Source organism: Paraburkholderia sp. BCC1876, assembly GCF_902833695.1.
Classification (GTDB): domain Bacteria; phylum Pseudomonadota; class Gammaproteobacteria; order Burkholderiales; family Burkholderiaceae; genus Paraburkholderia.
The window spans coordinates 309,147-331,096 of record NZ_CADFGI010000002.1 but is presented as its reverse complement, the minus strand read 5'-3'; the positions used below and the strand labels follow the sequence as shown (position 1 = coordinate 331,096).

15 protein-coding genes and 3 riboswitches are annotated in these 21,950 nt (G+C 62.7%); of the genes, 10 read left to right on the top strand and 5 right to left on the bottom strand.

Annotation, left to right across the window (positions count from 1 at the left end; genetic code table 11):
* Nucleotides 1-61 precede the first annotated feature (61 nt).
* The 5 genes from HWY05_RS07895 (at nucleotide 62) to mntP (ending at nucleotide 4,503) form a co-directional block, all read left to right on the top strand.
* Nucleotides 62-1,249: an ammonium transporter gene (locus HWY05_RS07895; protein WP_176057978.1), complete on the top strand. Its 1,188-nt coding sequence runs from the start codon at nucleotides 62-64 to the stop codon at nucleotides 1,247-1,249.
* Between the two features lie 53 nt (nucleotides 1,250-1,302).
* Nucleotides 1,303-1,363, top strand: a riboswitch (Fluoride riboswitch).
* A gap of 80 nt (nucleotides 1,364-1,443) precedes the next feature.
* The gene (gene crcB / locus HWY05_RS07890; RefSeq protein ID WP_035551031.1) at nucleotides 1,444-1,824 is read left to right on the top strand and encodes a fluoride efflux transporter CrcB; all 381 of its coding nucleotides are present in this window, start codon (nucleotides 1,444-1,446) and stop codon (nucleotides 1,822-1,824) included.
* A 126-nt stretch (nucleotides 1,825-1,950) separates the two neighbouring features.
* Nucleotides 1,951-2,141: riboswitch (yybP-ykoY riboswitch) on the top strand.
* A 7-nt stretch (nucleotides 2,142-2,148) separates the two neighbouring features.
* Nucleotides 2,149-2,739 carry a TMEM165/GDT1 family protein gene (locus HWY05_RS07885; RefSeq protein WP_051980531.1) on the top strand — a complete coding sequence of 197 codons (591 nt, stop codon included), beginning with the start codon at nucleotides 2,149-2,151 and terminating at the stop codon, nucleotides 2,737-2,739.
* Between the two features lie 29 nt (nucleotides 2,740-2,768).
* Entirely contained in the window at nucleotides 2,769-3,677 is a 909-nt protein-coding gene (locus tag HWY05_RS07880) for a cation diffusion facilitator family transporter (RefSeq protein ID WP_244146548.1), read from the top strand.
* Between the two features lie 79 nt (nucleotides 3,678-3,756).
* Nucleotides 3,757-3,924, top strand: a riboswitch (yybP-ykoY riboswitch).
* Nucleotides 3,925-3,936: 12 nt separating this feature from the next.
* Nucleotides 3,937-4,503 carry a manganese efflux pump MntP gene (mntP, locus tag HWY05_RS07875; RefSeq protein ID WP_035551038.1) on the top strand — a complete coding sequence of 189 codons (567 nt, stop codon included), beginning with the start codon at nucleotides 3,937-3,939 and terminating at the stop codon, nucleotides 4,501-4,503.
* 60 nt (nucleotides 4,504-4,563) lie between these two features.
* On the opposite strand, the gene HWY05_RS07870 is transcribed toward mntP, so the two are convergent.
* The gene (locus tag HWY05_RS07870; RefSeq protein ID WP_176057977.1) at nucleotides 4,564-5,526 is read right to left on the bottom strand and encodes a DUF1571 domain-containing protein; all 963 of its coding nucleotides are present in this window, start codon (nucleotides 5,524-5,526) and stop codon (nucleotides 4,564-4,566) included.
* A 564-nt stretch (nucleotides 5,527-6,090) separates the two neighbouring features.
* Between HWY05_RS07870 and HWY05_RS07865 the strand changes: the two genes are divergently transcribed.
* From HWY05_RS07865 to HWY05_RS07850, 4 genes are all read left to right on the top strand, one after another.
* Complete coding sequence (locus HWY05_RS07865; protein WP_035551040.1) at nucleotides 6,091-6,927, top strand: IclR family transcriptional regulator; 837 nt, start codon at nucleotides 6,091-6,093, stop codon at nucleotides 6,925-6,927.
* 360 nt (nucleotides 6,928-7,287) lie between these two features.
* Entirely contained in the window at nucleotides 7,288-8,709 is a 1,422-nt protein-coding gene (locus HWY05_RS07860) for an MdtA/MuxA family multidrug efflux RND transporter periplasmic adaptor subunit (RefSeq protein WP_176057976.1), read from the top strand.
* 18 nt (nucleotides 8,710-8,727) lie between these two features.
* Nucleotides 8,728-11,850, top strand: a complete 3,123-nt coding sequence (locus HWY05_RS07855) for an MdtB/MuxB family multidrug efflux RND transporter permease subunit (protein ID WP_176057975.1) — start codon at nucleotides 8,728-8,730, stop codon at nucleotides 11,848-11,850.
* 3 nt (nucleotides 11,851-11,853) lie between these two features.
* The gene (locus tag HWY05_RS07850; RefSeq protein ID WP_035551049.1) at nucleotides 11,854-15,168 is read left to right on the top strand and encodes an efflux RND transporter permease subunit; all 3,315 of its coding nucleotides are present in this window, start codon (nucleotides 11,854-11,856) and stop codon (nucleotides 15,166-15,168) included.
* A gap of 636 nt (nucleotides 15,169-15,804) precedes the next feature.
* Here the strand turns inward: HWY05_RS07850 and HWY05_RS07845 are convergent.
* From HWY05_RS07845 to HWY05_RS07830, 4 genes are all read right to left on the bottom strand, one after another.
* Entirely contained in the window at nucleotides 15,805-16,257 is a 453-nt protein-coding gene (locus tag HWY05_RS07845) for a hypothetical protein (protein ID WP_035551052.1), read from the bottom strand.
* 825 nt (nucleotides 16,258-17,082) lie between these two features.
* The gene (locus HWY05_RS07840) at nucleotides 17,083-17,547 is read right to left on the bottom strand and encodes a hypothetical protein (protein WP_035551054.1); all 465 of its coding nucleotides are present in this window, start codon (nucleotides 17,545-17,547) and stop codon (nucleotides 17,083-17,085) included.
* Between the two features lie 101 nt (nucleotides 17,548-17,648).
* Nucleotides 17,649-18,212, bottom strand: coding sequence for a peroxiredoxin (locus tag HWY05_RS07835; protein WP_035551056.1), 564 nt, complete (start codon nucleotides 18,210-18,212; stop codon nucleotides 17,649-17,651).
* 280 nt (nucleotides 18,213-18,492) lie between these two features.
* Nucleotides 18,493-19,824, bottom strand: a complete 1,332-nt coding sequence (locus tag HWY05_RS07830) for an EAL domain-containing protein (protein WP_176057974.1) — start codon at nucleotides 19,822-19,824, stop codon at nucleotides 18,493-18,495.
* A 280-nt stretch (nucleotides 19,825-20,104) separates the two neighbouring features.
* Between HWY05_RS07830 and HWY05_RS07825 the strand changes: the two genes are divergently transcribed.
* Nucleotides 20,105-21,919, top strand: coding sequence for a sensor domain-containing phosphodiesterase (locus HWY05_RS07825; RefSeq protein WP_035551062.1), 1,815 nt, complete (start codon nucleotides 20,105-20,107; stop codon nucleotides 21,917-21,919).
* Nucleotides 21,920-21,950: the final 31 nt, after the last annotated feature.

Genomic DNA, 21,950 nt, shown 5'->3' with positions numbered 1-21,950 from the left:
ACTCATTTGGCCCACTTCTTGCATCCACTGCCCGCTTTTTGCCTTTAAGCGGGACACATCGATGGAAAGTCTGAAAACCGGCACCGATACCCTGTTTCTTCTGCTCGGCGCCGCCATGGTGCTGGCCATGCACGCAGGGTTCGCGTTTCTCGAACTCGGTACGGTCCGCAAAAAGAATCAGGTCAATGCGCTCGTCAAAATTCTGGTGGATTTTTCGGTCTCGACCATTGCGTATTTCTTCATCGGCTACACCATCGCTTATGGCGTGCAGTTCTTCGGCAGCGCCGAAACCCTGGCCGCGCATAACGGCTACGCGCTGGTGCGCTTCTTTTTCCTGCTGACTTTCGCCGCCGCGATTCCGGCGATCGTGTCGGGCGGCATCGCCGAGCGTTCGAAATTCAATCCGCAGCTGTTCGCGACCTTCGTGCTGGTCGGCTTCGTCTATCCGTTCTTCGAAGGGATTGCCTGGAATGGCCACTTCGGTATTCAGGACTGGCTGACTCACGTGTTCGGCCTGCCGTTCCACGACTTCGCCGGTTCCGTGGTGGTGCACGCGTTCGGCGGCTGGGTCGCCCTGCCGGCGGTGCTGCTGCTGGGCCCGCGGCACGGTCGCTACCATCGCGATGGAGGGATCGCCGCGCATCCGCCGTCGAATATTCCGTTTCTCGCGCTGGGCGCCTGGGTGCTGGCGGTCGGCTGGTTCGGCTTCAACGTGATGAGCGCGCAGACCGTCGACAAGATCAGCGGCCTCGTCGCCGTCAATTCGTTAATGGCGATGGTCGGCGGCACGCTGACCGCGTGGCTCGCGGGCCGCAACGACCCCGGCTTCACGTACAACGGGCCGCTGGCCGGCCTCGTGGCGGTGTGCGCCGGTTCCGATCTGATGCATCCGCTGGGTGCGCTGGTGACGGGCGGCATCGCCGGCGTGCTGTTCGTTTATATGTTCACGTGCGTGCAAAACCGCTGGCGGATCGACGACGTGCTCGGCGTGTGGCCGCTGCATGGGCTGTGCGGCGCATGGGGCGGCCTCGCGGCGGGCATCTTCGGTCTGCGCGCGTTGGGCGGCATGGGCGGCGTGTCGTTCGGCGCACAACTGGTCGGCACGCTGGGCGGCATCGCGGTGGCGACGCTCGGCGGCACGCTGGTGTACGGCGCGATTCGCCTGACGGTAGGCCTGCGGCTCGATCAGGAAGAGGAATACAACGGTGCGGATCTGTCGATTCACCGGATCTCGGCGACGTCGGAGTGACACGCGCCGGCCTTGCGCCACCCTGTCCCCACCAGCATTCGCCGATGTTAGACTTGCGCGCTGGAGATGGCATTCTCCCTTAACCGCCCTCGGGCTGATGATGCCTGCTACGCCCGGATGATTGCGGACGCGGCATCGCGCGTCGTCCGCCCCGCCCGGTTTGTCGACACTCCAGTCTTGCCAGGTCTCTTCCCATGTATTGGTCCATTCTCGCCGTCGCCATTGGCGGCGCACTCGGTTCGCTATTCCGCTGGTTTCTCGGCATCCGCCTGAACGGCCTGTTCACCGGCCTGCCGCTCGGCACCTTCGCCGCCAATGTGATCGCCGGCTATGTGATCGGCGTCGCGGTCGCCGGTTTCGCGCGCGCGCCGCAGATCGCGCCGGAATGGCGGCTGTTCGTCATCACGGGTCTGATGGGCGGACTGTCGACCTTCTCCACGTTTTCCGCGGAAGTCGTGCAACGCCTGCAGGACGGCCGGCTCGGCTGGGCGGCGGGCGAGATCGCGCTTCACGTCGGCGCGTCGCTGATGATGACCATGCTCGGTATCGCCACCGTCTCGCTGCTGTCGCGCTAACGGCAACGGCGAACTAACGGCGCACTGAAACGCGCACGGAGCGCGCGGCGAGCGGCGTCTTTCGAGTGAACGCGCCGCACGACCTGGCCAAACGCCTTGCTCCGGTCACAAGCCGGCAGCTATAATCGGCCCCTCTTCGGGGAGTAGCCGCCCTGGACTTTATGTTCAGGGGCTCGCGTCAACATACTTGCCCGGTCGCCAGACCGGTCATGGCGCGCGCAGCGTTTCGCCTGGCAAGACCGATGACTCACACTCCCACCAGCCGGGTCGCGGGAGTGCGTGTCATCGTGTATTGACCGTGCGGCCCGGTTATAAAAAATCCCCATGCAATCATTCCTCGTCTCCACAAGCGTGGTCGGGCTCGCCGAAATCGGCGACAAGACCCAGTTGCTGTCGCTGGTTCTGGCCGCGCGGTATCGCAAACCCATCCCGATCGTACTTGGCGTGTTTGCCGCGACCCTGATCAATCACGCCTGCTCCGGCGCGCTAGGCGCCTGGCTCGCCAGCGTCATCCGGCCGGAGATCATGAACTGGGCGGTCGTGGCGTCGTTCGCGGTCATGGCGGTGTGGATTCTGATCCCCGACAAGCTCGACGACGCCGACACCGTGCCCATGAAAGATTCAATGGGCGTGTTCGGCACGACCGCGATCACCTTCTTCATCGCGGAAATGGGCGATAAGACGCAAATCGTGACGGTCGCGCTGGCGGCGCGATTCCACGAATTTTTCGGTGTGGTGGCCGGCACGACCCTGGGCATGATGCTGGCCAACGTGCCGGTGATCTATCTGGGACACAAGTTCGCCGACCGTCTGCCGACGAAGGCCGTGCATATACTGGCGGCGATCATCTTCGTGGTGCTCGGTGGCCTGGCGTTGCGCACGGCGCTTTACCCCGACGCCCACCCGATGTTCTGATCCCCTGTCCCGCTAGAGAGGCCGACACGATGTCCGAACGCATGTCCGACGAAGCACTACGACGCATGGCCTCCGTGATCGCGCTTGCGGTCGCGCTGGGGCTGGTCGTCGTCAAGGTGTGGGCGTGGCTGGCAACGGACTCCATTTCCCTGCTGACCTCGGCGGCCGATGGGCTGGTGGACGTCGTGGCGTCCTCGGTGACGTTCGCGGGTGTCCGCTATGCCGCGCGGCCGGCCGATCGCGGGCATCGCTACGGTCACGGCAAAGCGGAAGCGGTCGCCGCTTTTGTCCAGGCGCTGCTGCTGGCAGGTGCCGCGCTCGGACTCGGCGTGGAGTCCATCCATCGTCTGTTCGTGCCTCAGCCGCTGAATCAGACCGGCTTCGGCATCTGGGTGATCGTGGGCAGTTCGGTGATCGCGGCCGGACTCGTCGGTATGCAAACGCTCGTGGTCCGGCGCACCGGTTCCACCGCGATCGCCGCCGACCGGGCTCACTATGTGACCGACGTGGCCGTCAATCTCGCGGTTCTGGTCGCGCTTCTGCTCGAACGTTTTCTCGGCTGGACGCGTGCCGATGCCATCGGCGCACTGGCCATCTCCGTGTACATGCTGTGGAATGCGCGGGGCATGGCGGCGCATGCGCTGCTGCAACTGCTCGACCGCGAACTCGATGAAACGGATCGCGCGCGGATCGAAGCCGCGGTGCTCGGTTGCGACGGCGTGAAAGGCTTGCACGACCTGCGGACTCGCAATGGCGGCGACCGGTTCTTCGTCGAGTTTCACGTGGAAGTCGACGGATCGCTCACGGTCGAAGAAGGCCATACGATCGGCGACAACGCCGAAAAAGCAGCGCAGCGTTTATTCCAGGCGGCCGACGTCGTCGCCCATCTCGAGCCTGCGGGCATCAAGGACGAACGGCTGGACGACCTCGTCGCCTAGCCCATTGCTGCTGCGGATGGATCGCGAGCACGAGATCACGCGAACGTCATTACATAAGCCTTTCAATCATGCTATGCTCGCCGCTGTCTTTGGGGAGTAGCCGGCTTCTATTTGCTTAGAAGCGCCTGCGTCAACATTCTCGGTCGCTCAGACCGTGGTGCAGGTAGCCCTTGGGTTGGCAAGACCATCGACACATCACGCGACCGGTCGGGCGCCGTGGTGTGTCGCGGTTTCCGCCCGACCTTGAGCGCCTCCTTTCATGAATCCCGTCGCCACACTGTTCCTTGCTTTCGCCATGTCCACCGACGCCTTCGCCGCCGCTATCGGCAAAGGCGCCACGTTGCATCGTCCCCACTGGCGCGAAGCGCTACGCACGGGTCTCATCTTCGGCGTAATCGAAGCGCTGACACCGCTGATTGGATGGTTCATCGGCAAAGCGGCGGCGCAATATGTTTCCGCGTGGGATCACTGGATCGCGTTCGCGCTGCTGGCTATTCTCGGCGCCCGCATGATCCGCAACGGCTTCAAGGCCAGCGAAGCCGACGAAAAGAAACCGGCCGCGCACTCGTTCTGGTTGCTGGCGCTGACGGGCTTCGCCACGAGTATCGACGCCATGGCGGTCGGTGCGGGTCTCGCTTTCGTCGACGTCAACATTTACTCCACCGCGGCGGCAATCGGTCTGGCCACGGCGACGATGGTCACGATCGGCGTGCTGCTTGGCCGTGTGATCGGCGACGTGGTCGGCAAGCGCGCGGAAATGGCGGGCGGCGTCGTGTTGATCGGCATCGGCTGCGTGATTCTCGTCGAGCATTTGCAGTTGCTCTGAGCGCCTTCGAACCAGCGTGTTCCGACCATACGTCGAGCCTCGGCTTCCGGGCACGAGGCGCTAACGAAAGTCGTAGCTCGGGTTATGCGGATCGAAGGCTTCATCCGTCCATGCATGAGGCACGATTTGCTCGAAGTCGATCTCTTCGAGCGGCTCGCCGCTCGCCTCCGCCGCGATCACGCTGTGGAGTTGCGGGCGGTGCAGATCGAAGGTCAGCGTCACGCGTGGCGCGAAATGCGCGGGCGGCCCGTCTGGCGCGTCCCAGGTGAGCGCGAGCAGCCGCTTGCTGTTCGCGGTCTCGACTTCGACACGGGACGGTTTGGCGCTCAGACCTTCCGCTTCGAAACTGCCCTCTTCGTGTTCGAGCGTGTGGACGACGAACTGCAAGCCGAGATCGCGCACGCTATGGCGTGACTGGGTCCTTGCAAACGTGCCGTCGACCTGGAATCTGCCGGACAGGAAGTGCCACACACCGCCAAAATGTCCCAGGAAACGTGTCGGGTCGCGGGTCTCGTCGTAGATGATCTCCTGCCCCGCATGCGCGCCATCCGGCAGCCACTTGACGTACACGCGTTGCGGACTGTCCTGACAGTAGACCTCCATATGATCGGCTTGCGTCGGCCATTTCCCGTTCACCCGTTCGCGACGCCGCATCCAGTATTCGTACGAACTGCCGGCGCCAATCGTGACGCGGGTGTAGGCCACGATCGCCTCCGGCTTCATTGCGTCGATCAGCGCAATCAGCCGCGAGTCCGGCATGGCGCCGAGCGTGCCGTCGTCAATACGTTCACGGATGACGTTTGCCTGCTCCCCCGCGGACAAACAGGCGAAGCCGGCCAGATCACCACCGCTCGCGCCCGACGTCGCTTCGTCATTGCAGGCGACCGGCGCCACGCGTTGAACCTCGTCGGCGGCCGCGGCGCGCGCCGTCAGCGAAACCAGCAGCGCGACGCACATCGCCACCACGACGATGAAACCGTGATCCGATTTAACGCGACTGCCGGAACGTCTATGACCACGCATCGGGTTCTCCGCCGGGCGCGTGAATTCAGCACGCCCTATCGACTAAACATCAGCCACGCGCGATTATTCCCTGGGGTTAAAAATAACTCTCTTACCGGAAATGTCACGCGTATCCGACAGGCGAAAAAAAAGGCGTCACGTTGCCGTGACGCCTTAAAAAGTTCTAGCCATTCCGAGGGCCGTGCTAGAACCTGAGAGACGGTATTCGAAAGATTTGACCCAACGATGCGGCGCCCAGAAGGACGCACGGCACAGACTGTTACGGTGGACTGTTTGAAGACACTCGACCAGACACTGCGCGGGCCACGGCGGGTTCCTGAACTTCAAAATGCGGAACCTGAAACCGTCTTTCGAAATGAGATTCCATTTTTTATGGTTATGCTGACTAAGTCAAGCAAAATCTAAAGAGCCGCTGCTCGTCCCGGCAAAATATTCCGATACAATGAATCTTCTGATGAAAAATACAGTCGATGCCCCATTTTGGGGCTCCCTGACGACGCTTTTCGGGACGGTCGCCAAAGCGGCTGTGTTCAAAAAACTGAAATAAAGTTCCACAAAAACCACATGAACAGACCTAAGCCCTCCCGGCCCGACGTGGATCCGCTGAAAGACAAAGACGGTTCGAGCGAAGAAGTCACCGCGCTGGCCCGCGGTCTGACCGTATTGCGCGCAGTCGCCGCGGCCGACGCGCCGCTCAGCAATCGCGAGCTGACCGAACTGACCGGCATTCCCAAGCCGACCGTGTCGCGCATCACCGCCACGCTGGTCGGCGCGGGTTTTCTGTTCCGGCTGCCGGACAGCGAGCGCTTCGTGCTGACCTCGTCGGTGCTGGAGTTGAGCAACGGCTTTCTGCGCAACTTCGATATCCGGGCGCGCGCGCGGCCGTTCCTGATCGCACTCGCCGAACGCACCGCGCTGTCCGTGCATCTGGCCGTGCGCGACCGTCTCGACATGGTGGTGATCGACGCGATCCGTCCGCGTTCGGCCGTGCTCGTGTCGCGCCTCGAAATCGGCTCGCGAATGAATCTGAGCCGCACCGCCATCGGCCGCGCCTATCTGGCCGCACTCGCACCCGCAGATCGGGACAAGCTGCTGATCGGCCTGCAGGCCGCCGAAGGCGACGACTGGGGCCACGTCGGCAGCCGACTTGACGCGGCGCTTGAGGACACCATCGAACGCGGTTACGCGATCGCCACCGGCGAATGGCACAACGGCTTGAACGCGATTGCACTGGGCTTCACCGGCCCGTCCGGTGAGCGCTATGCGGTCAATTGCGGCGGCTCCGCCGACCAGTGTCCGCGCGACTGGCTGATTTCGCGCGCGGCGCCTGCCCTGCTCGAATGCGTCGAACACATCATGCTCGAAATCGGCGGCACGCCGGGGCGCCGACTCGACACCTGATACGCCGCGGCACTCGCCGGCCGGTGGCCATGACAACGTCAAGACATCCTGTAACCTTCGTAATCAAACGAAAAAAACGCGGGTGGACTGTTACAGAGCCGACGACGTAGGATCATGCATTCCCGTCGCGGGCCGCGGCTCCGGCTGGGCGTTATCCCCTTCGATAACATCCGGCTACCGTTTATTGACGCCGCATTGCGTTAACATCTTTGTCCCGCGCCTCGGGTAGCATCGCGCAGAACAAGCACGGCGCTCCCGCTGTCGAAACCGCCTGTCACGCCCGCGTGCCGGTCCGCCTGTAGTCGAAGCGGCTCGACCGCGCGAGCGGCTCACCTCAAAGCCAGCCACCAGACCGAACCGATGGACGAACAACAAAAGCATTCGGAAACCACTCGCCCTGTTACTCCGGCCTCCCAACCGTCCACTACCGGCGGCCCAGCGCATGTGCCCGGCTCCGCGCCCGGCGCGGTCAAGCGGCATCGCGGCCGGAACATCGCGCTGATCGTGGCGGCACTGGTGATCCTCGGCGTCGTGCTGTGGCGCTGGCATCCGTGGGGCGGTCCCGGCGGCGGCGCAAGCGGAGCAGCCGGCGCCAGTGGCGCGAGCGGCGGCGGTCGTGGCGGCCGTGGCGCGGCCATGGCCAACCTGGCGCAACCGGTTCACGTGGCCACCGCCACGCAAGGCGAAATGCCGGTGGTGCTGACCGCGCTCGGCACGGTCACTCCGCTGGCCAACGTCACCGTGCTGCCGCAGTTGAGCGGCGTGCTGCAGAACGTGTTCTTCAAGGAAGGCCAGATGGTCAGGAAGGGCGACGTGCTCGCCCAGATCGACCCGCGCCCGTATCAGATCTCGCTTGAAAACGCGCAAGGCACGCTCGCCCGCGACCAGGCGCTGCTGCAAACCGCCCGCCTCGATCTGAAGCGCTATCAGACGCTGCTTTCACAAGACTCGATCGCGAGTCAGCAGGTCGATACGCAAGCCTCGCTGGTGCGGCAATACGAAGGCACGGTCAAGTCCGACCAGGCGAACATCGATACCTATAAGCTCGACCTGATCTACGCGCGTATCACCGCGCCGGTGTCGGGGCGCGTCGGTTTGCGCCAGGTCGATCCGGGCAACTACGTGACGCCGAGCCTGACCAATGGCCTCGTCGTGATTACGCAGTTGCAGCCGATCAGCGTGATCTTCACGACCTCCGAAGACAACCTGCAGCAGATCCTCCAGCAGACCCAGACGGGCGCGAAGCTGTCGGTCACGGCCTACGACCGCAGCAATACCACGTCGCTCGAAGGCGGCTCGCTCGAAACGCTGGATAACCAGATCGACACCACCACCGGCACCGTCAAGCTGCGTGCGAACTTCCAGAACCCCAACAACCTGCTGTTCCCGAATCAGTTCGTCAACACGCGCCTGCTGGTCGATACGATCAAAGACGCGGTGATCGTGCCGACTACCGCCGTGCTGAACGGCTCGATGGGCCAGTTCGTCTACGTCGTGAAGGCGGACAACACGGTCACCGTGCGCCCGGTCAAGGTCGGCCCGGTGGACGGCGAGCGCACCAGCATCAAGTCCGGTGTGCAGGTTGGCGAGCGCGTGGTGATCGACGGTTCGGACCGCCTGAAGGAAGGCGCCAAGATCACGATTCCGGCCGACAAGCCGCGCGGCGCGTCGGGCGCACACGGTGCAAGCGGCGCCCACGGTGCCAGCGGCGCAGCCGCGGCCTCGGGCGCATCCGGCACGCGTGGACACCATCGCAAACACGCGACGCAAGACTCGCAATAAAGGCACAGCACTTACCGCATGAATCCATCCCGCGCCTTTATTCTGCGTCCCGTCGGCACCGCGCTGCTGATGGCGGCGATCATGCTGGTCGGTCTCGTCGCGCTGCGCTTCCTGCCGCTCTCCGCGTTGCCCGAAGTCGACTATCCGACCATCCAGGTGCAGACCTTCTATCCGGGCGCGAGCCCGGACGTGATGACCTCGTCCGTGACCGCGCCGCTCGAACGGCAGTTCGGGCAGATGCCGTCGCTGAATCAGATGTCGTCGCAAAGCTCGGCCGGTTCGTCGATCATCACGCTGCAGTTCAGCCTCGATTTGCCGCTCGATATCGCCGAGCAGGAAGTCCAGGCCGCAATCAACGCGGCGGGCAATCTGCTGCCGTCGGACCTGCCCGCGCCGCCGATCTACGCGAAGGTGAATCCGGCCGACGCGCCGATCATCACGCTGGCCATCACGTCGAAGACGATGCCGCTGACCGATGTGCAGGATCTGGCCGACACGCGTCTCGCGCAGAAAATTTCGCAGGTCGCGGGCGTGGGTCTGGTGAGCCTGTCGGGTGGCCAACGCCCTGCCGTGCGGATTCAGGCGAACCCGCGCGCGCTCGCCGCGTACGGTCTGAATCTGGACGATCTGCGCACCACGATTTCGAACCTGAACGTCAACACGCCGAAGGGTAACTTCGACGGCCCGACGCGCAACTACACGATCAACGCGAACGACCAGCTGACCGACGCCGAAGCGTACAAGAGCGCCGTGATCGCCTACAAGAACGGCCGCGCGGTGATGCTGACCGACGTCGCGACCATCGTGCAGGGCGCGGAGAACACCAAGCTCGGCGCGTGGGTGGACGGAACGCCCGCGATCATTCTGAACGTGCAGCGCCAGCCGGGCGCGAACGTGATTCAGGTGGTGGACAGCATCAAGGCGCTGCTGCCGCAATTGCAGCAATCGCTGCCGGCCGCGCTCGACGTGCAGATCGTTACCGACCGCACCACCACGATCCGCGCCTCCGTGCGCGACGTGCAGTTCGAGCTGGCCATGTCGGTCGTGCTGGTGGTGCTGGTCATGTACCTGTTCCTCGCCAACGTCTACGCAACCATCATTCCGAGTCTGTCGGTGCCGCTGTCGCTGATCGGCACGCTCGCCGTGATGTACCTGTGCGGCTTCTCGCTAGACAACCTGTCGCTCATGGCGCTGACCATCGCGACCGGCTTCGTGGTCGACGACGCGATCGTGATGATCGAGAACATCGCGCGTTACGTCGAAGAAGGCGAAGATCCGCTCGAAGCCGCGCTGAAGGGCTCGAAGCAGATCGGCTTCACGATCATTTCGCTGACAGTGTCGCTGATCGCCGTGCTGATTCCGCTGCTGTTCATGGGCGACGTGGTGGGCCGTCTGTTCCACGAATTCGCGATCACGCTGGCGGTGACGATCGTGATTTCGGCGGTGGTGTCGCTCACGCTCGTGCCGATGATGTGCGCGAAGCTGCTGCGCCACACGCCGCCGCACGAGAGCCATCGCTTCGAAGCGAAGGCGCACCGTTCGATCGACTGGGTGATCGCGCGTTACGCCGTTGCGCTGACGTGGGTGCTGAACCGGCAACGCTCCACCTTGTTCGTCGCGCTGCTGACGCTGGTGCTGACCGGTGTGCTGTACGTGTACATTCCGAAGGGCTTCTTCCCGGTGCAGGACACCGGCGTGATCCAGGCGATCACGCAGGCGCCGCAGTCGGTATCGTATGCGTCGATGGCCGAGCGTCAGCAGGAACTCGCCGCGCAGATCCTGAAGAATCCGGACGTGGAAAGCCTGACCTCGTTTATCGGCGTGGACGGCAGCAACATCACGCTGAACAGCGGCCGCATGCTAATCAACCTGAAGCCGCGCGACGACCGCAGCAACACCGCGAGCGATGTGATCCGCCAGTTGCAGAAAGATGTGCAGCATATCGCGGGCGCGTCGCTGTTCATGCAGCCGGTGCAGGATCTGACGATCGACGCGACCGTCAGCCCGACGCAGTATCAGTTCATCCTGACCGATCCGAATATCAGCGAATTCACGACGTGGGTGCCGAAGCTGGTCGACCGCTTGAAGCAGTCGCCCGAACTCGCCGATGTCGCGACCGATCTGCAGGACAACGGCCAGTCGGTGTACATCGAGATCGACCGCGCCACGGCGTCGCGTTACGGCATCACGCCGGCCACCGTGGATAGCGCGCTGTACGACGCGTTCGGCCAGCGCATCATCTCGACCATCTTCACGCAGTCGAACCAGTACCGCGTAATCCTGGAAGCCCAGCCGTCGATGCAGCACTACACCGACTCGCTGAATTCGATCTACCTGCCCTCCTCCACGTCGTCGGGCGGCCAGGTGCCGCTGTCGTCGATCGCGCGCTTCACCGAGAAGCCCGCGCCACTGCTGGTCACGCACCTGAGCCAGTTCCCCGCCACGACCGTCTCGTTCAACCTCGCGCAGGGCTCGTCGCTCGGCGCCGCGGTCAAGGCGATCGACCAGGCGCAGAAGGACATCGGCTTGCCGGCGTCGTTCCAGACGCGTTATCAGGGCGCCGCGCTGGCGTTCCAGGCGTCGCTGTCGAACGAACTGTTCCTGATTCTGGCGGCCATCGTCACGATGTATATCGTGCTCGGCGTGCTGTACGAGAGCTTTATCCACCCGATCACGATTCTGTCGACGCTGCCCTCCGCCGGCGTCGGCGCATTGCTCGCGCTGCTGATCACCGGGCACGATCTCGACATCATCGGGATTATCGGCATCGTGCTGCTGATCGGTATCGTGAAGAAGAACGCGATCATGATGATCGACTTCGCGCTCTACGCCGAACGCGAGGAAGGCAAGCCGCCGCGCGAGGCGATCTATCAGGCGTGTCTGCTGCGTTTCCGGCCGATTCTGATGACCACGCTCGCCGCCCTGCTCGGCGCGCTGCCGCTGATGCTCGGCACGGGCGCGGGTTCGGAACTGCGCCGGCCGCTGGGTATCGCGATTGCGGGCGGTCTGATCGTCAGCCAGTTGCTGACGCTGTTCACCACGCCGGTGATCTACCTCGCGTTCGACTCGCTCGGCCGTCGCGCGCGTGAACGATTTAACCGTGGCAAGCCTACTCCGCCCGCCACCGACGCAGGGAACTGAGCGATGAACCTGTCGCGTCCGTTTATCTCCCGCCCGGTCGCCACCACGCTGCTGGCGGTCGGCATTGCGCTGGCCGGCGTGTTCGCGTTCACCAAGCTGCCGGTCGCACCGCTGCCGCAGGTCGATTTCCCGACCATCTCGGTGCAGGCCAGCTTGCCGGGCGCGAGCCCGGATACGGTGGCCACGAGCGTGGCCAGTCCGCTTGAACGGCATCTCGGCTCGATTGCCGACGTCACCGAAATGACGTCGATGAGCTCGGTCGGCTCGACCCGTATCACGCTGCAATTCGGCTTGAATCGCGACATCGACGGCGCCGCGCGCGACGTGCAGGCGGCCATCAATGCCGCGCGCGCCGATCTGCCGGCGAGCTTGCGCAGCAACCCGACGTATCACAAGGTCAATCCGGCCGACGCGCCGATTCTGATTCTGGCGCTCACCTCGAAGACGCTGACCGCCGGGCAGTTGTACGACTCCGCGGCGACGGTGCTGCAGCAGTCGCTGTCGCAGGTGGACGGCGTCGGTGAGGTGGACGTGAGTGGCTCGGCGAATCCGGCCGTGCGCGTCGAACTCGAGCCGAATATGCTGTCCCACTACGGCATCGGTCTCGAGGACGTGCGCGCGGCGTTGGCCGCGGCGAATGCGAACAGCCCGAAAGGGTCGATCGAGTTCGGCGCGAACCGCGTGCAGATCTATACCAACGATCAGGCGAGCAAGGCGTCGCAGTATAAGGATCTGATCATCGCGTATCGCAACGGCTCGGCGGTGAAGCTGTCCGACGTCGCCGAGGTGGTCGATTCGGTCGAAGATCTGCGCAACCTTGGCCTCTTCAACGGCAAGCGTTCGGTGCTGGTGATTCTGTACCGTCAGCCGGGCGCGAACATTATCGACACCATTGACCGCGTGATGGCGATGCTGCCGCAACTGCACGCGTCGCTGCCGGCCGATGTCGATATCGCGCCGGCGGGCGATCGCTCGACCACGATCCGCGCGTCGCTGAAGGACACCGAGCGCACGCTGCTGATCGCCGTCGCCCTGGTCACGATGGTCGTGTTCCTGTTCCTGCGCAACTGGCGCGCAACGCTGATTCCGAGTATCGCCGTGCCGATTTCGATCATCGGTACGTTCGGCGCGATGTATATGCTGGGCTTTTCGATCGACAACTTATCGTTAATGGCCTTAACGATCGCGACCGGCTTCGTGGTCGACGACGCGATCGTGGTGCTGGAGAACATTTCACGGCATATCGAGAACGGCGTGCCGCGCATGAAGGCTTCGTTTCTCGGCGCGCGCGAGGTGGGCTTTACGGTGCTGTCGATCAGTATCTCGCTGGTCGCCGTGTTCCTGCCCATTCTGCTGATGGGCGGGATCGTCGGGCGGCTGTTCCGCGAGTTCGCGCTGACGCTGTCGCTGGCGATTGGCGTGTCGCTGATCGTCTCCCTCACCCTCACGCCGATGATGTGTTCGCGCCTGCTGCGCGAACCGCACGAGCAGAAGGAAGAAGGCCGTTTCGCGCAGTGGCTGGAACGCGGCTTCGCGAAGATGCAGCGCGGCTACGAGCGCACGCTGGGATGGGCGCTGCTGCATCCGCGTTTGATCGTGACGATTCTGATCGCGACGATCGGGCTGAACGTGTGGCTGTACATCATCGTGCCGAAGGGCTTCTTTCCGCAGCAGGACACGGGGCGCATGATCGGCGGCATTCAGGCCGACCAGAGCACGTCGTTCCAGGCGATGAAAGGCAAGTTCTCGGAGATGATGGAGATCGTCGGCAAGAATCCCGCCGTGGATAGCGTGGCCGGCTTTACCGGTGGACGGCAGACCAACTCCGGGTTCATGTTCGTGACGCTGAAGCCGAAGAGCGAGCGCAAGTTGTCGGCGGATCAGGTGATCCAGCAACTACGCGCCCCGCTCGGCGACGTAGCCGGCGCGCGGACGTTCTTGCAGGCGGTGCAGGATATTCGCGTCGGCGGACGGCAATCGAACGCGCAATATCAGTTCACGTTGCTCGCCGATTCGACGCCCGACCTGTACAAGTGGGGGCCGTTGCTGACCGAAGCGCTGCAGGCGCGCCCTGAACTCGCCGATGTGAATTCGGACCAGCAGCAAGGCGGCCTTGAAGCGATGGTGACGATCGATCGCGCGACGGCTTCGCGGTTGGGGATCAAGCCGGCGCAGATCGATAACACCTTGTATGACGCGTTCGGGCAGCGTCAGGTGTCGACGATTTATAACCCGTTGAACCAGTATCACGTTGTGATGGAAGTCGCGCCGAAATACTGGCAGAGCCCGGATATGCTGAAGCAGATTTACGTCAGTACGTCGGGCGGGAGTGCTAGCGGTGCGCAGACCACAAACGCGCCGGCGGGGACGGTGACCGCTGCTGCGGCGGCGATTACTTCCACTAGTGCGTCTACGGGTGGTGCGGCGGGGACTACGGCTTCCAGCGTGGCAAGCATTGCTGCTGATTCGGCGCGGAATCAGGCGATCAACTCAATTGCGGCGAGTGGGAAGTCGAGTGCTTCTTCTGGGGCGGCTGTGTCGACTTCCAAGGAGACGATGGTGCCGTTGTCGGCGATCGCCAGTTTTGGGCCGGGGAATACGCCGCTGTCCGTGAACCATCAGAGCCAGTTTGTTGCTTCGACTATTTCGTTTAATTTGCCGCCGGGTGTGTCACTGTCGACGGCGACTCAGGCGATTTACGACACGATGGCTCAGATCGGGATGCCCGGCACCATTCATGGCAGCTTCCAGGGCACCGCGCAGGCGTTTCAACAGTCGATGTCGGATCAGCCGATTTTGATTCTGGCTGCGCTGGCGGCGGTTTATATCGTGCTTGGGATGCTTTATGAGAGCTATATTCATCCGCTCACGATTCTGTCGACTTTGCCTTCGGCGGGGGTTGGGGCTCTGCTGGCTTTGTTGCTGTTCAGGACTGAGTTCAGCATCATTGCTCTTATTGGCGTGATTCTTCTCATTGGTATCGTTAAGAAGAATGCCATCATGATGGTGGACTTTGCTATTGAGGCTTCTCGGCAAGGGCTGTCCTCTCGCGATGCGATTCATCAAGCGTGTTTGCTGCGGTTTCGGCCGATTATGATGACGACTTGTGCTGCTTTGCTTGGGGCGCTGCCGCTGGCTTTTGGGCGCGGAGAAGGGGCTGAGTTGAGGGCGCCTCTGGGCATTGCTATCGTCGGCGGGTTGATCGTCAGTCAAATGCTCACGCTTTACACCACGCCCGTTGTTTATCTTTATATGGATCGGATTCGGGTGCGGTGGGAGTCCAGGAAGGCTCGGCGGCAGCGGCCTGCGGCGGTTTGATTTTTTTTGCCTGCGCGGCGCTTTTGGTTGCGTGCGTGTGGTGTTGGCCTCTCCTTGCTTTCTTAGTGGTCTATTAGCGTTGCCCCTGTGCGGGGCGGCACTAACTTCTCTTTGCCGCGGCAAAGAGAAGTCAGCAAGAGAAAGCCGCTCACACCGCTAATTCTGAAGTGGGTTTCTCGCACAGCCACGGTAGTGGCTCATCTGGAATCTGTGTTCTCGCACATTCGGCGTTCGTGGCACAGCAGTCATTCTTCCGGCGGCGCTGCGCGCGCCGTCGCGGTTGTTCATGCACGGCCCCTGCTAAGCGGGTTCCTCGCGCAGTGGCGGTAGTGGTGCATCTGGAATCTGTGTTCTCGCACATTCCACGTTCGTGACACAGCAGTCATTCTTCCGGCAGCGCTACGCGCGCCGCGGCGGTCGTTCACGCACCGCCAGCTCTTTAACGGGTTTCTCGCTCAGGCACGGTAGTGGCACATCTGGAATCTGGGTTCTCGCACACTCTGCGTCAAATCGCGCTGCGGTAGTCCCCAATCGGCGAGCGCGCACTCAGCGAATCGGACACCCAAAATCGAGTGCCCGTTCAAGCTCCCGAGGGCAATTCATGATCGCGTCTCTTTCATCGGCCGTGAGCCAACCTTAGTGCGCTACCACCCCGCGCCGCGATGAAGTCTTGGTGCGAACTCGCTTGCTCGGCATCGGCCCGGTCACAGGGGTATTCTCGCCGCTGTCGGATGCCCGTTGCCCCGCCGTCGTCAGAAGCTCCGTTGCGTGACGCGCCGTCAGATGCATTTGAGGAACACCCTTCGCATCCAGCGCGATGATGCCGTACAACTCCCGGTCCACCTCGACTTCTTGACGATAGTCTTCGCCGGTTTCGATCCAGAGTCCCAGAAGCGTGCGCTGGCGATGTCTCTCGTCGAGCGTGATAGCCGGGTTCTGATAAATCGAAGTTGCCAGCGTCAATAGTTTTTCCAGTTGATCTATTTGCCGCTCAATAAGACGGAAAGCCGATAGCGCAAGTTTTTCGTATTGAATGGCATCAACCGACGGGCGCAAAACGGTTCGAGAACTCTTGGGGGATTTACTCATGTGCGATCTCCAGTTGCTGACTTGGATCGCCCGACACTAGCCTGAAAAAATTGGGTGAGCGGGCACATTGGCAGGGTTCACAGACCGGTACGCAACGCCAAAAACCGGCGAGCCGTGAGGCTCCCCCGCCAAGGCCCGCCCAATGGAAAGAGACGTGCAAAGGCAGCCGCACGCCTGCGCTAGCAGGCCTGTGGGACGTTGCGTTTAACAGGCTGTGAAACCCGTTTGTCGTGACATACACGACAAAACGAGTCTAAAACGTAAGGCATCAGGAGTGATCGCCCGCCTAGGCTAAATGGCGCACGGCGGCCTCATTTCCGAAATTTCCCAACGTGCTTGTCAGCGCGCCAAGAACCCCTTGATGCCGAACGGATCAGCGTCACTCATTCGCCGCGACGGGTACATGAAGTACCTTGACGACGCGCGCGGTGCCACCGGAAGAATGACTGCTGTGTCACGAACGCGGAGTGTGCGAGAGCACAGATTCCAGACGCACCACTACCGCTGCTGCGCAAGGGACCCGCTTAGCAGGGGCCGTACATGAACGACCGCCACGGCGCGCGCAGCGCCGCCGGAAGAATGACTGCTGTGTCACGACCGCGGAGTGCGCGAGAGCACGGATTCCAGATGCACCACTACCGTGGCTGCGCGGGGGACCCGCTTATGAGCTGGCGGTGTGAGCCGCTTTCTTTTGCTTACTTTGCTTTGCGGCAGGCAAAGAAAAGTGAGTGCCGCCCCGCACAGGGGCAACGCTAATAGACCACTAAGACAGCAAGGAAAGGCCAACATCCGAAGAACCCACCCAAAGCACCCCGCAGGCAAAAATCAAAGCTTCTGCTCCACAGCGAGCAACAAAATCCGAGTCCACTGCCTGGCTTGCCGCTCACTGGTCATGGGCAGAAGCCAGACTTGACGCTTAGGGTCTTTAACCGTAAGAGCGACCTGAGACTGCCCACCTTGAACCTGCACCTCGGCCCCAAGCAAATCGGCAAAAATATAAGCCCCGAACTGATCGCCGAGCCGAACCTCACAGAGCCTTTTGCCGGCAGCAAGCCGAACAGAGCCCCAATCACCTTGCAGCAAATGAGTCCAATCGCCGTCGCGAACATTAGCCGCCACATCCCGACGACGCCGCCACCAAACAGCAACAGCAGCGACCAAGATCAAAGCCGCCAGCACGGCAACGCCAACCGCGACACCCAACCCAAAAGCCGCCTGCAAGGCATAAAACGCCCGCACGGCGCCATAAACCACCGCGCCGAGCGCAAAGAGAACGACAAGAATCGGCATCACAAGCTCACAAGACAAAGAACTTCAGCCTAGCACGAGCAACGCCTCTCCCTCACCGCAAAAAACCATTGCAGAAACTGCGCCAGAGGCACCCACAACTCCTATTGCTGCGGATGCGCCGCCGCCCATTCCTTAACAGCCTTGAGCGTATTCTCAACATGCTTCTCAGGCGACAGACTCGTGTACTCGTAAATAATCTTCCCATCCGGCGCGATCACATACGACACGCGATTCGCCATCGACGCATGCATCGGAAACCCCGCGTCATACGCGCCGATCACCTTCGAATCCGCATCCGCCGCGACCGGGAATTTACTCCGGCATTCACTCACGGAAAACTTCGTCAACGTATCGATGTTGTCATGCGACACGCCAATCACCGTCGCACCGTACTTCTTGTACTCATCGACCGCCTCTGCGAACTCATGCGCCTCGATCGTGCAACCCTTGGTAAAAGCCGCCGGATAGAAATACAGCACCACCGGCCCTTTCTTCAACTCATCGGCGAGCGAATAGGTATAGGTCTTACCACCCAGCGAAGCCTCAGCAGTGAAAGCCGGCGCGGCATCGCCCGGCTTGAGCGTCGCCGAGGCCGTCAGCGAATAGATCGCGAAGCCGGCCGACATGACAGCGGCGAGCGCCATCGGTATGAATCTCTTCTTCATTTGCGGTTCCTCCGAGCGTTGATGCACGCGATTCGTCCAATGAGTCCATGACCGCGCCGCCGGACAGCACAACAGATCGACAGATCGACAGCACGGCTACGGTCGCAGCACGCTATTGGACCACGTACCTGCAAGGTACGCACGATCGCATCGAAGGGATGCAAAAGAAAGGGAATATAAGCTCGCGGGTTTAACCCGAAGCCCGAGCCACAACCCGAAGCAAAGCCCGAATCAAAGCAACAAAGCAACAATGCGGCGACGCAATAACCCGTGCCCCCGCTCAAGCCGCCTCTTCGATATGCGCCCCGAACCAGGCCGCCGCCGACAGATTCAACTCCGCCAGCACCTCAGGCGTCAACGCCGCAAACCCCGCAGGCGCATCGACCGCCGCGGCGATCTCCGCCGCATCAATCCCCTCGCCCGCCGCCTCCGCCAGCCGCAGCAAGGCACCGAGCGGCCCACTGCGCGACACGATCGCATCACGAATCGGCGGCGCGAGCCCCAGCTTCTCCAGTACCACCGCCGGCGTGCTGCCCACCACCACATGCACCAGCGAAAAAATCCCGGTCATGAAGGCTGCATCGGCAAAATCGTCATCCGATGGCCGCAGCCACCCCGCCGCCAGCTCCATAAACCGCGACCGTGTACCAGCGAGTTGCACCAGCGGATCGGCGCGCCACGGCAGATCGCCACTATCCGCATACAGCAGCAGTTGCGCCCAGCGCGCAATCTGCCGCGTCCCGGTTGCAATGATCGCCTCGCGCAACGACGAGATATTCCGCCCCAACCCGAAGGCGCTCGAATTGACCAGCCGCATCAACTGCACCACCACGCTGGGATTGAGCTTCAGCTCCGCTTCCAGCTCGAAGATCCCCGCATCGCGCGACAGCAACGCCAGCAGCCGCAGCAAGCCCGGCCGTGGCGACCGGTTACGCGGTGCGGCCAGCACCTGCGGCCGCGCGAAGAAATACCCCTGAAACAGATCGAAGCCCAGATCGCGGGCCAGCTCGAAGTCTTCCCGCGTCTCGACCTTCTCCGCAATCAGCGTCTTGCCCTGCGCCCGCAGCATCGACGCCAGCTTCGGCAGCGCGGCCCGCTCGGTCAGCAAAAAGTCGATCTTGACGATATCCGCATACGGCAACGCGGCGAGCACGTCGTCCGTCAGTTCGACCACGTCGTCGAGCGCCACCTGAAACCCAGCCCGGCGCAACTCGCCCAGCCGGCGCGCGAGGTGCGCGTCGAATTTCACGGTTTCGAGGATTTCGAGCACGAAGCGCTCGGGCGGCATCAGATGGACGATGTCGTTGAACAGCAGCGCGCGGTCAATATTGACGAAGCCGCGATGCAGCCCCAGCGCCGCCTGCACGCCGATCCCGCCGATCGCGCGGGCCACCACCTGGGCGGTCGCCTGGGCGTCGTCGGTGACTTCGGCATAGTTATGCGCGCCGGCGCGGAACAAAAGCTCGTAGGCGCTCAGCGCACCGTGGCGATCGAGGATTGGCTGGCGGCCGAGGTAGACAAACTGCGCGGCGGACGCCTGCTCGGCGTGCTCGGCGGTTGAGTCAAGCACCTCGAGTCGGGGGATGGCCCAGACAGATTGGCGTTCAGACATGGATCACAGGAGCAAGTATTCAGAAAACGACGCGGCAACAACCTCACAGTCGTACCGCACAACGGGTATGAATCATTAACGGACAACCGGCCATCCCACTTTAATGGAATCGACGCCGCCGTTCCCTTACCGCGTGTTTTTTTTAGTAGCGGCTAAAGATTTCCCGCCGACGGTCGTTATCTCGTTCTGATGGGGCGGCCTGATAACCTTTCGGCCGTCCGATCCCGGCGGCGAGCAAAGCGCCCCGCCTGCAGACGAATACAGGTTGCCAGCGACAAACATGGAAGCGAACAGGATCACCGCGCCCCGCCGGGGCTCCTTGCGCACGGTCATGGACCGGCTTCGTGCGTTCGGCCGGCGTGCGGACGTCAAACCGCAGACGGCCTCGAGCCGTGCTGCGCAACTGGAACAGGTGGTCGGCGCCGTCGACCTGCTGGCGCACATCGACGACGAGCTGCGCTTCATCTACGTCTCCGATGCCAGCCTGCGCTTCATCGGCTATCACCGCGAGTACCTCGAGACCATCACGCTGCACGATCTGGTGGCAGCGGCCGACGTGCCGCGCCTCGACGCGCTGCTGACGCTCGCGGCGACCACCGGCAACGTCGAGAAAGCCACGCTGGGCCTGATCAAGTCGCTGACCTACCCGATCACCGTCGAACTGCGCGTGGTGCGAAGCAGCCACGACGGCACCGACGGCTATGCGATCGCCGGCTTCGATGTGTCCGCCTGGCGCGCAACCGAGGAACGTCTGACCCAGGCGCTGCATCTGGACCGCCTGACCAATCTGGCCAACCAGTCGGCGCTGATCCCCGCGCTGCTCGACGCCCAACTGCAAGCGGACGCGCACGGCACGCCGACCGCCCTGCTGCTGCTCGACCTCGACGACTATCAGCGCGTCAACCGCGCGCTCGGCTACGATGCCGGCGACGAAATGCTGCGCGACACGTCGCGACGTCTGCTGAACATGACGAGCCCCAACGAGACAGTGGCGCGCGTGGCCAGCGACGAGTTCGCGATTCTCGTCAAACCCGCCGCCAACCGCACCGACGCGGCGGCCGCCGCCGAGGCGCTGGCGCGGCGTCTGCTGACCGCGATCCAGCAACCCTATGTGTATAGCGGCCAGCAGGTTCACCTGTCGGCGAGCATCGGCATCGCGCTCTATCCGGACGTGCGCCACGCCAACGACAACGCCAGCCACGACACCCATCTGCTGCGCTGGGCCGACCATGCGTTGCTGCAGGCCAAGGCGGCCGGCGGCAACACGCTCGCCTTCTATGTCCCGGACGACAACCCGGCCGACGCCGAACGTCTGAAGCTCGAAGCCGATCTGTACGACGGCGTGCGCAATGGCGAATTCTCACTGCACTTCCAGCCGATCACGAGCAGCCGCACGCACGGCGTGGTCGGCGTCGAGGCGCTGATCCGCTGGTTGCATCCGGTACACGGTCTGGTGCCGCCGTCGATGTTCATTCCGCTCGCGGAATCGATCGGCCTGATCAACTTCCTCGGCAACTGGGTGTTGAAGGTGGCCTGCATGCAACTGATCCAGTGGGACGCGAAGGGAATCTCGCTGCAATACGTCGCCGTCAACGTGTCGCCGCAGCAATTCCGCGATCCGCGTTTCAAGGACTCGGTGCGCGAAGCGATCGAGCTGACCGGCATCGACCCGCGCCGCCTTGTGTTCGAGATCACCGAAAGCCTGCTGATGCACGACCCGGCGCACGCCAAGGGTCTGCTCGAAGAATTGACGGCGATGGGCATCCGTTTTGCGGTCGACGATTTCGGCACCGGCTATTCGAGTCTGGCTTACCTGCAACGATTCCCCCTGGCCAAACTCAAGATCGACAGGAGTTTTGTCGAGAATCTGCTAACCTCCCGGAACGATCAGGCAATCGTTAGCGCGGTCGTCGGACTGGCGCAGACACTTGATCTCGAACTGGTCGCCGAGGGCGTCGAAACGGAAGAGCAGCGCGCGCTGCTCACCGAGATGGGCTGTGACCATATTCAGGGGTGGCTAGTCTGCAAGGCGTTGCCCTCCGACGAACTCGCGCAGCGTTTCGAAGCGCGCACGCTTCACTTGCATACCGCGTAGCAATGCAGGTCGAGCGCTCAGGTAGCGGATC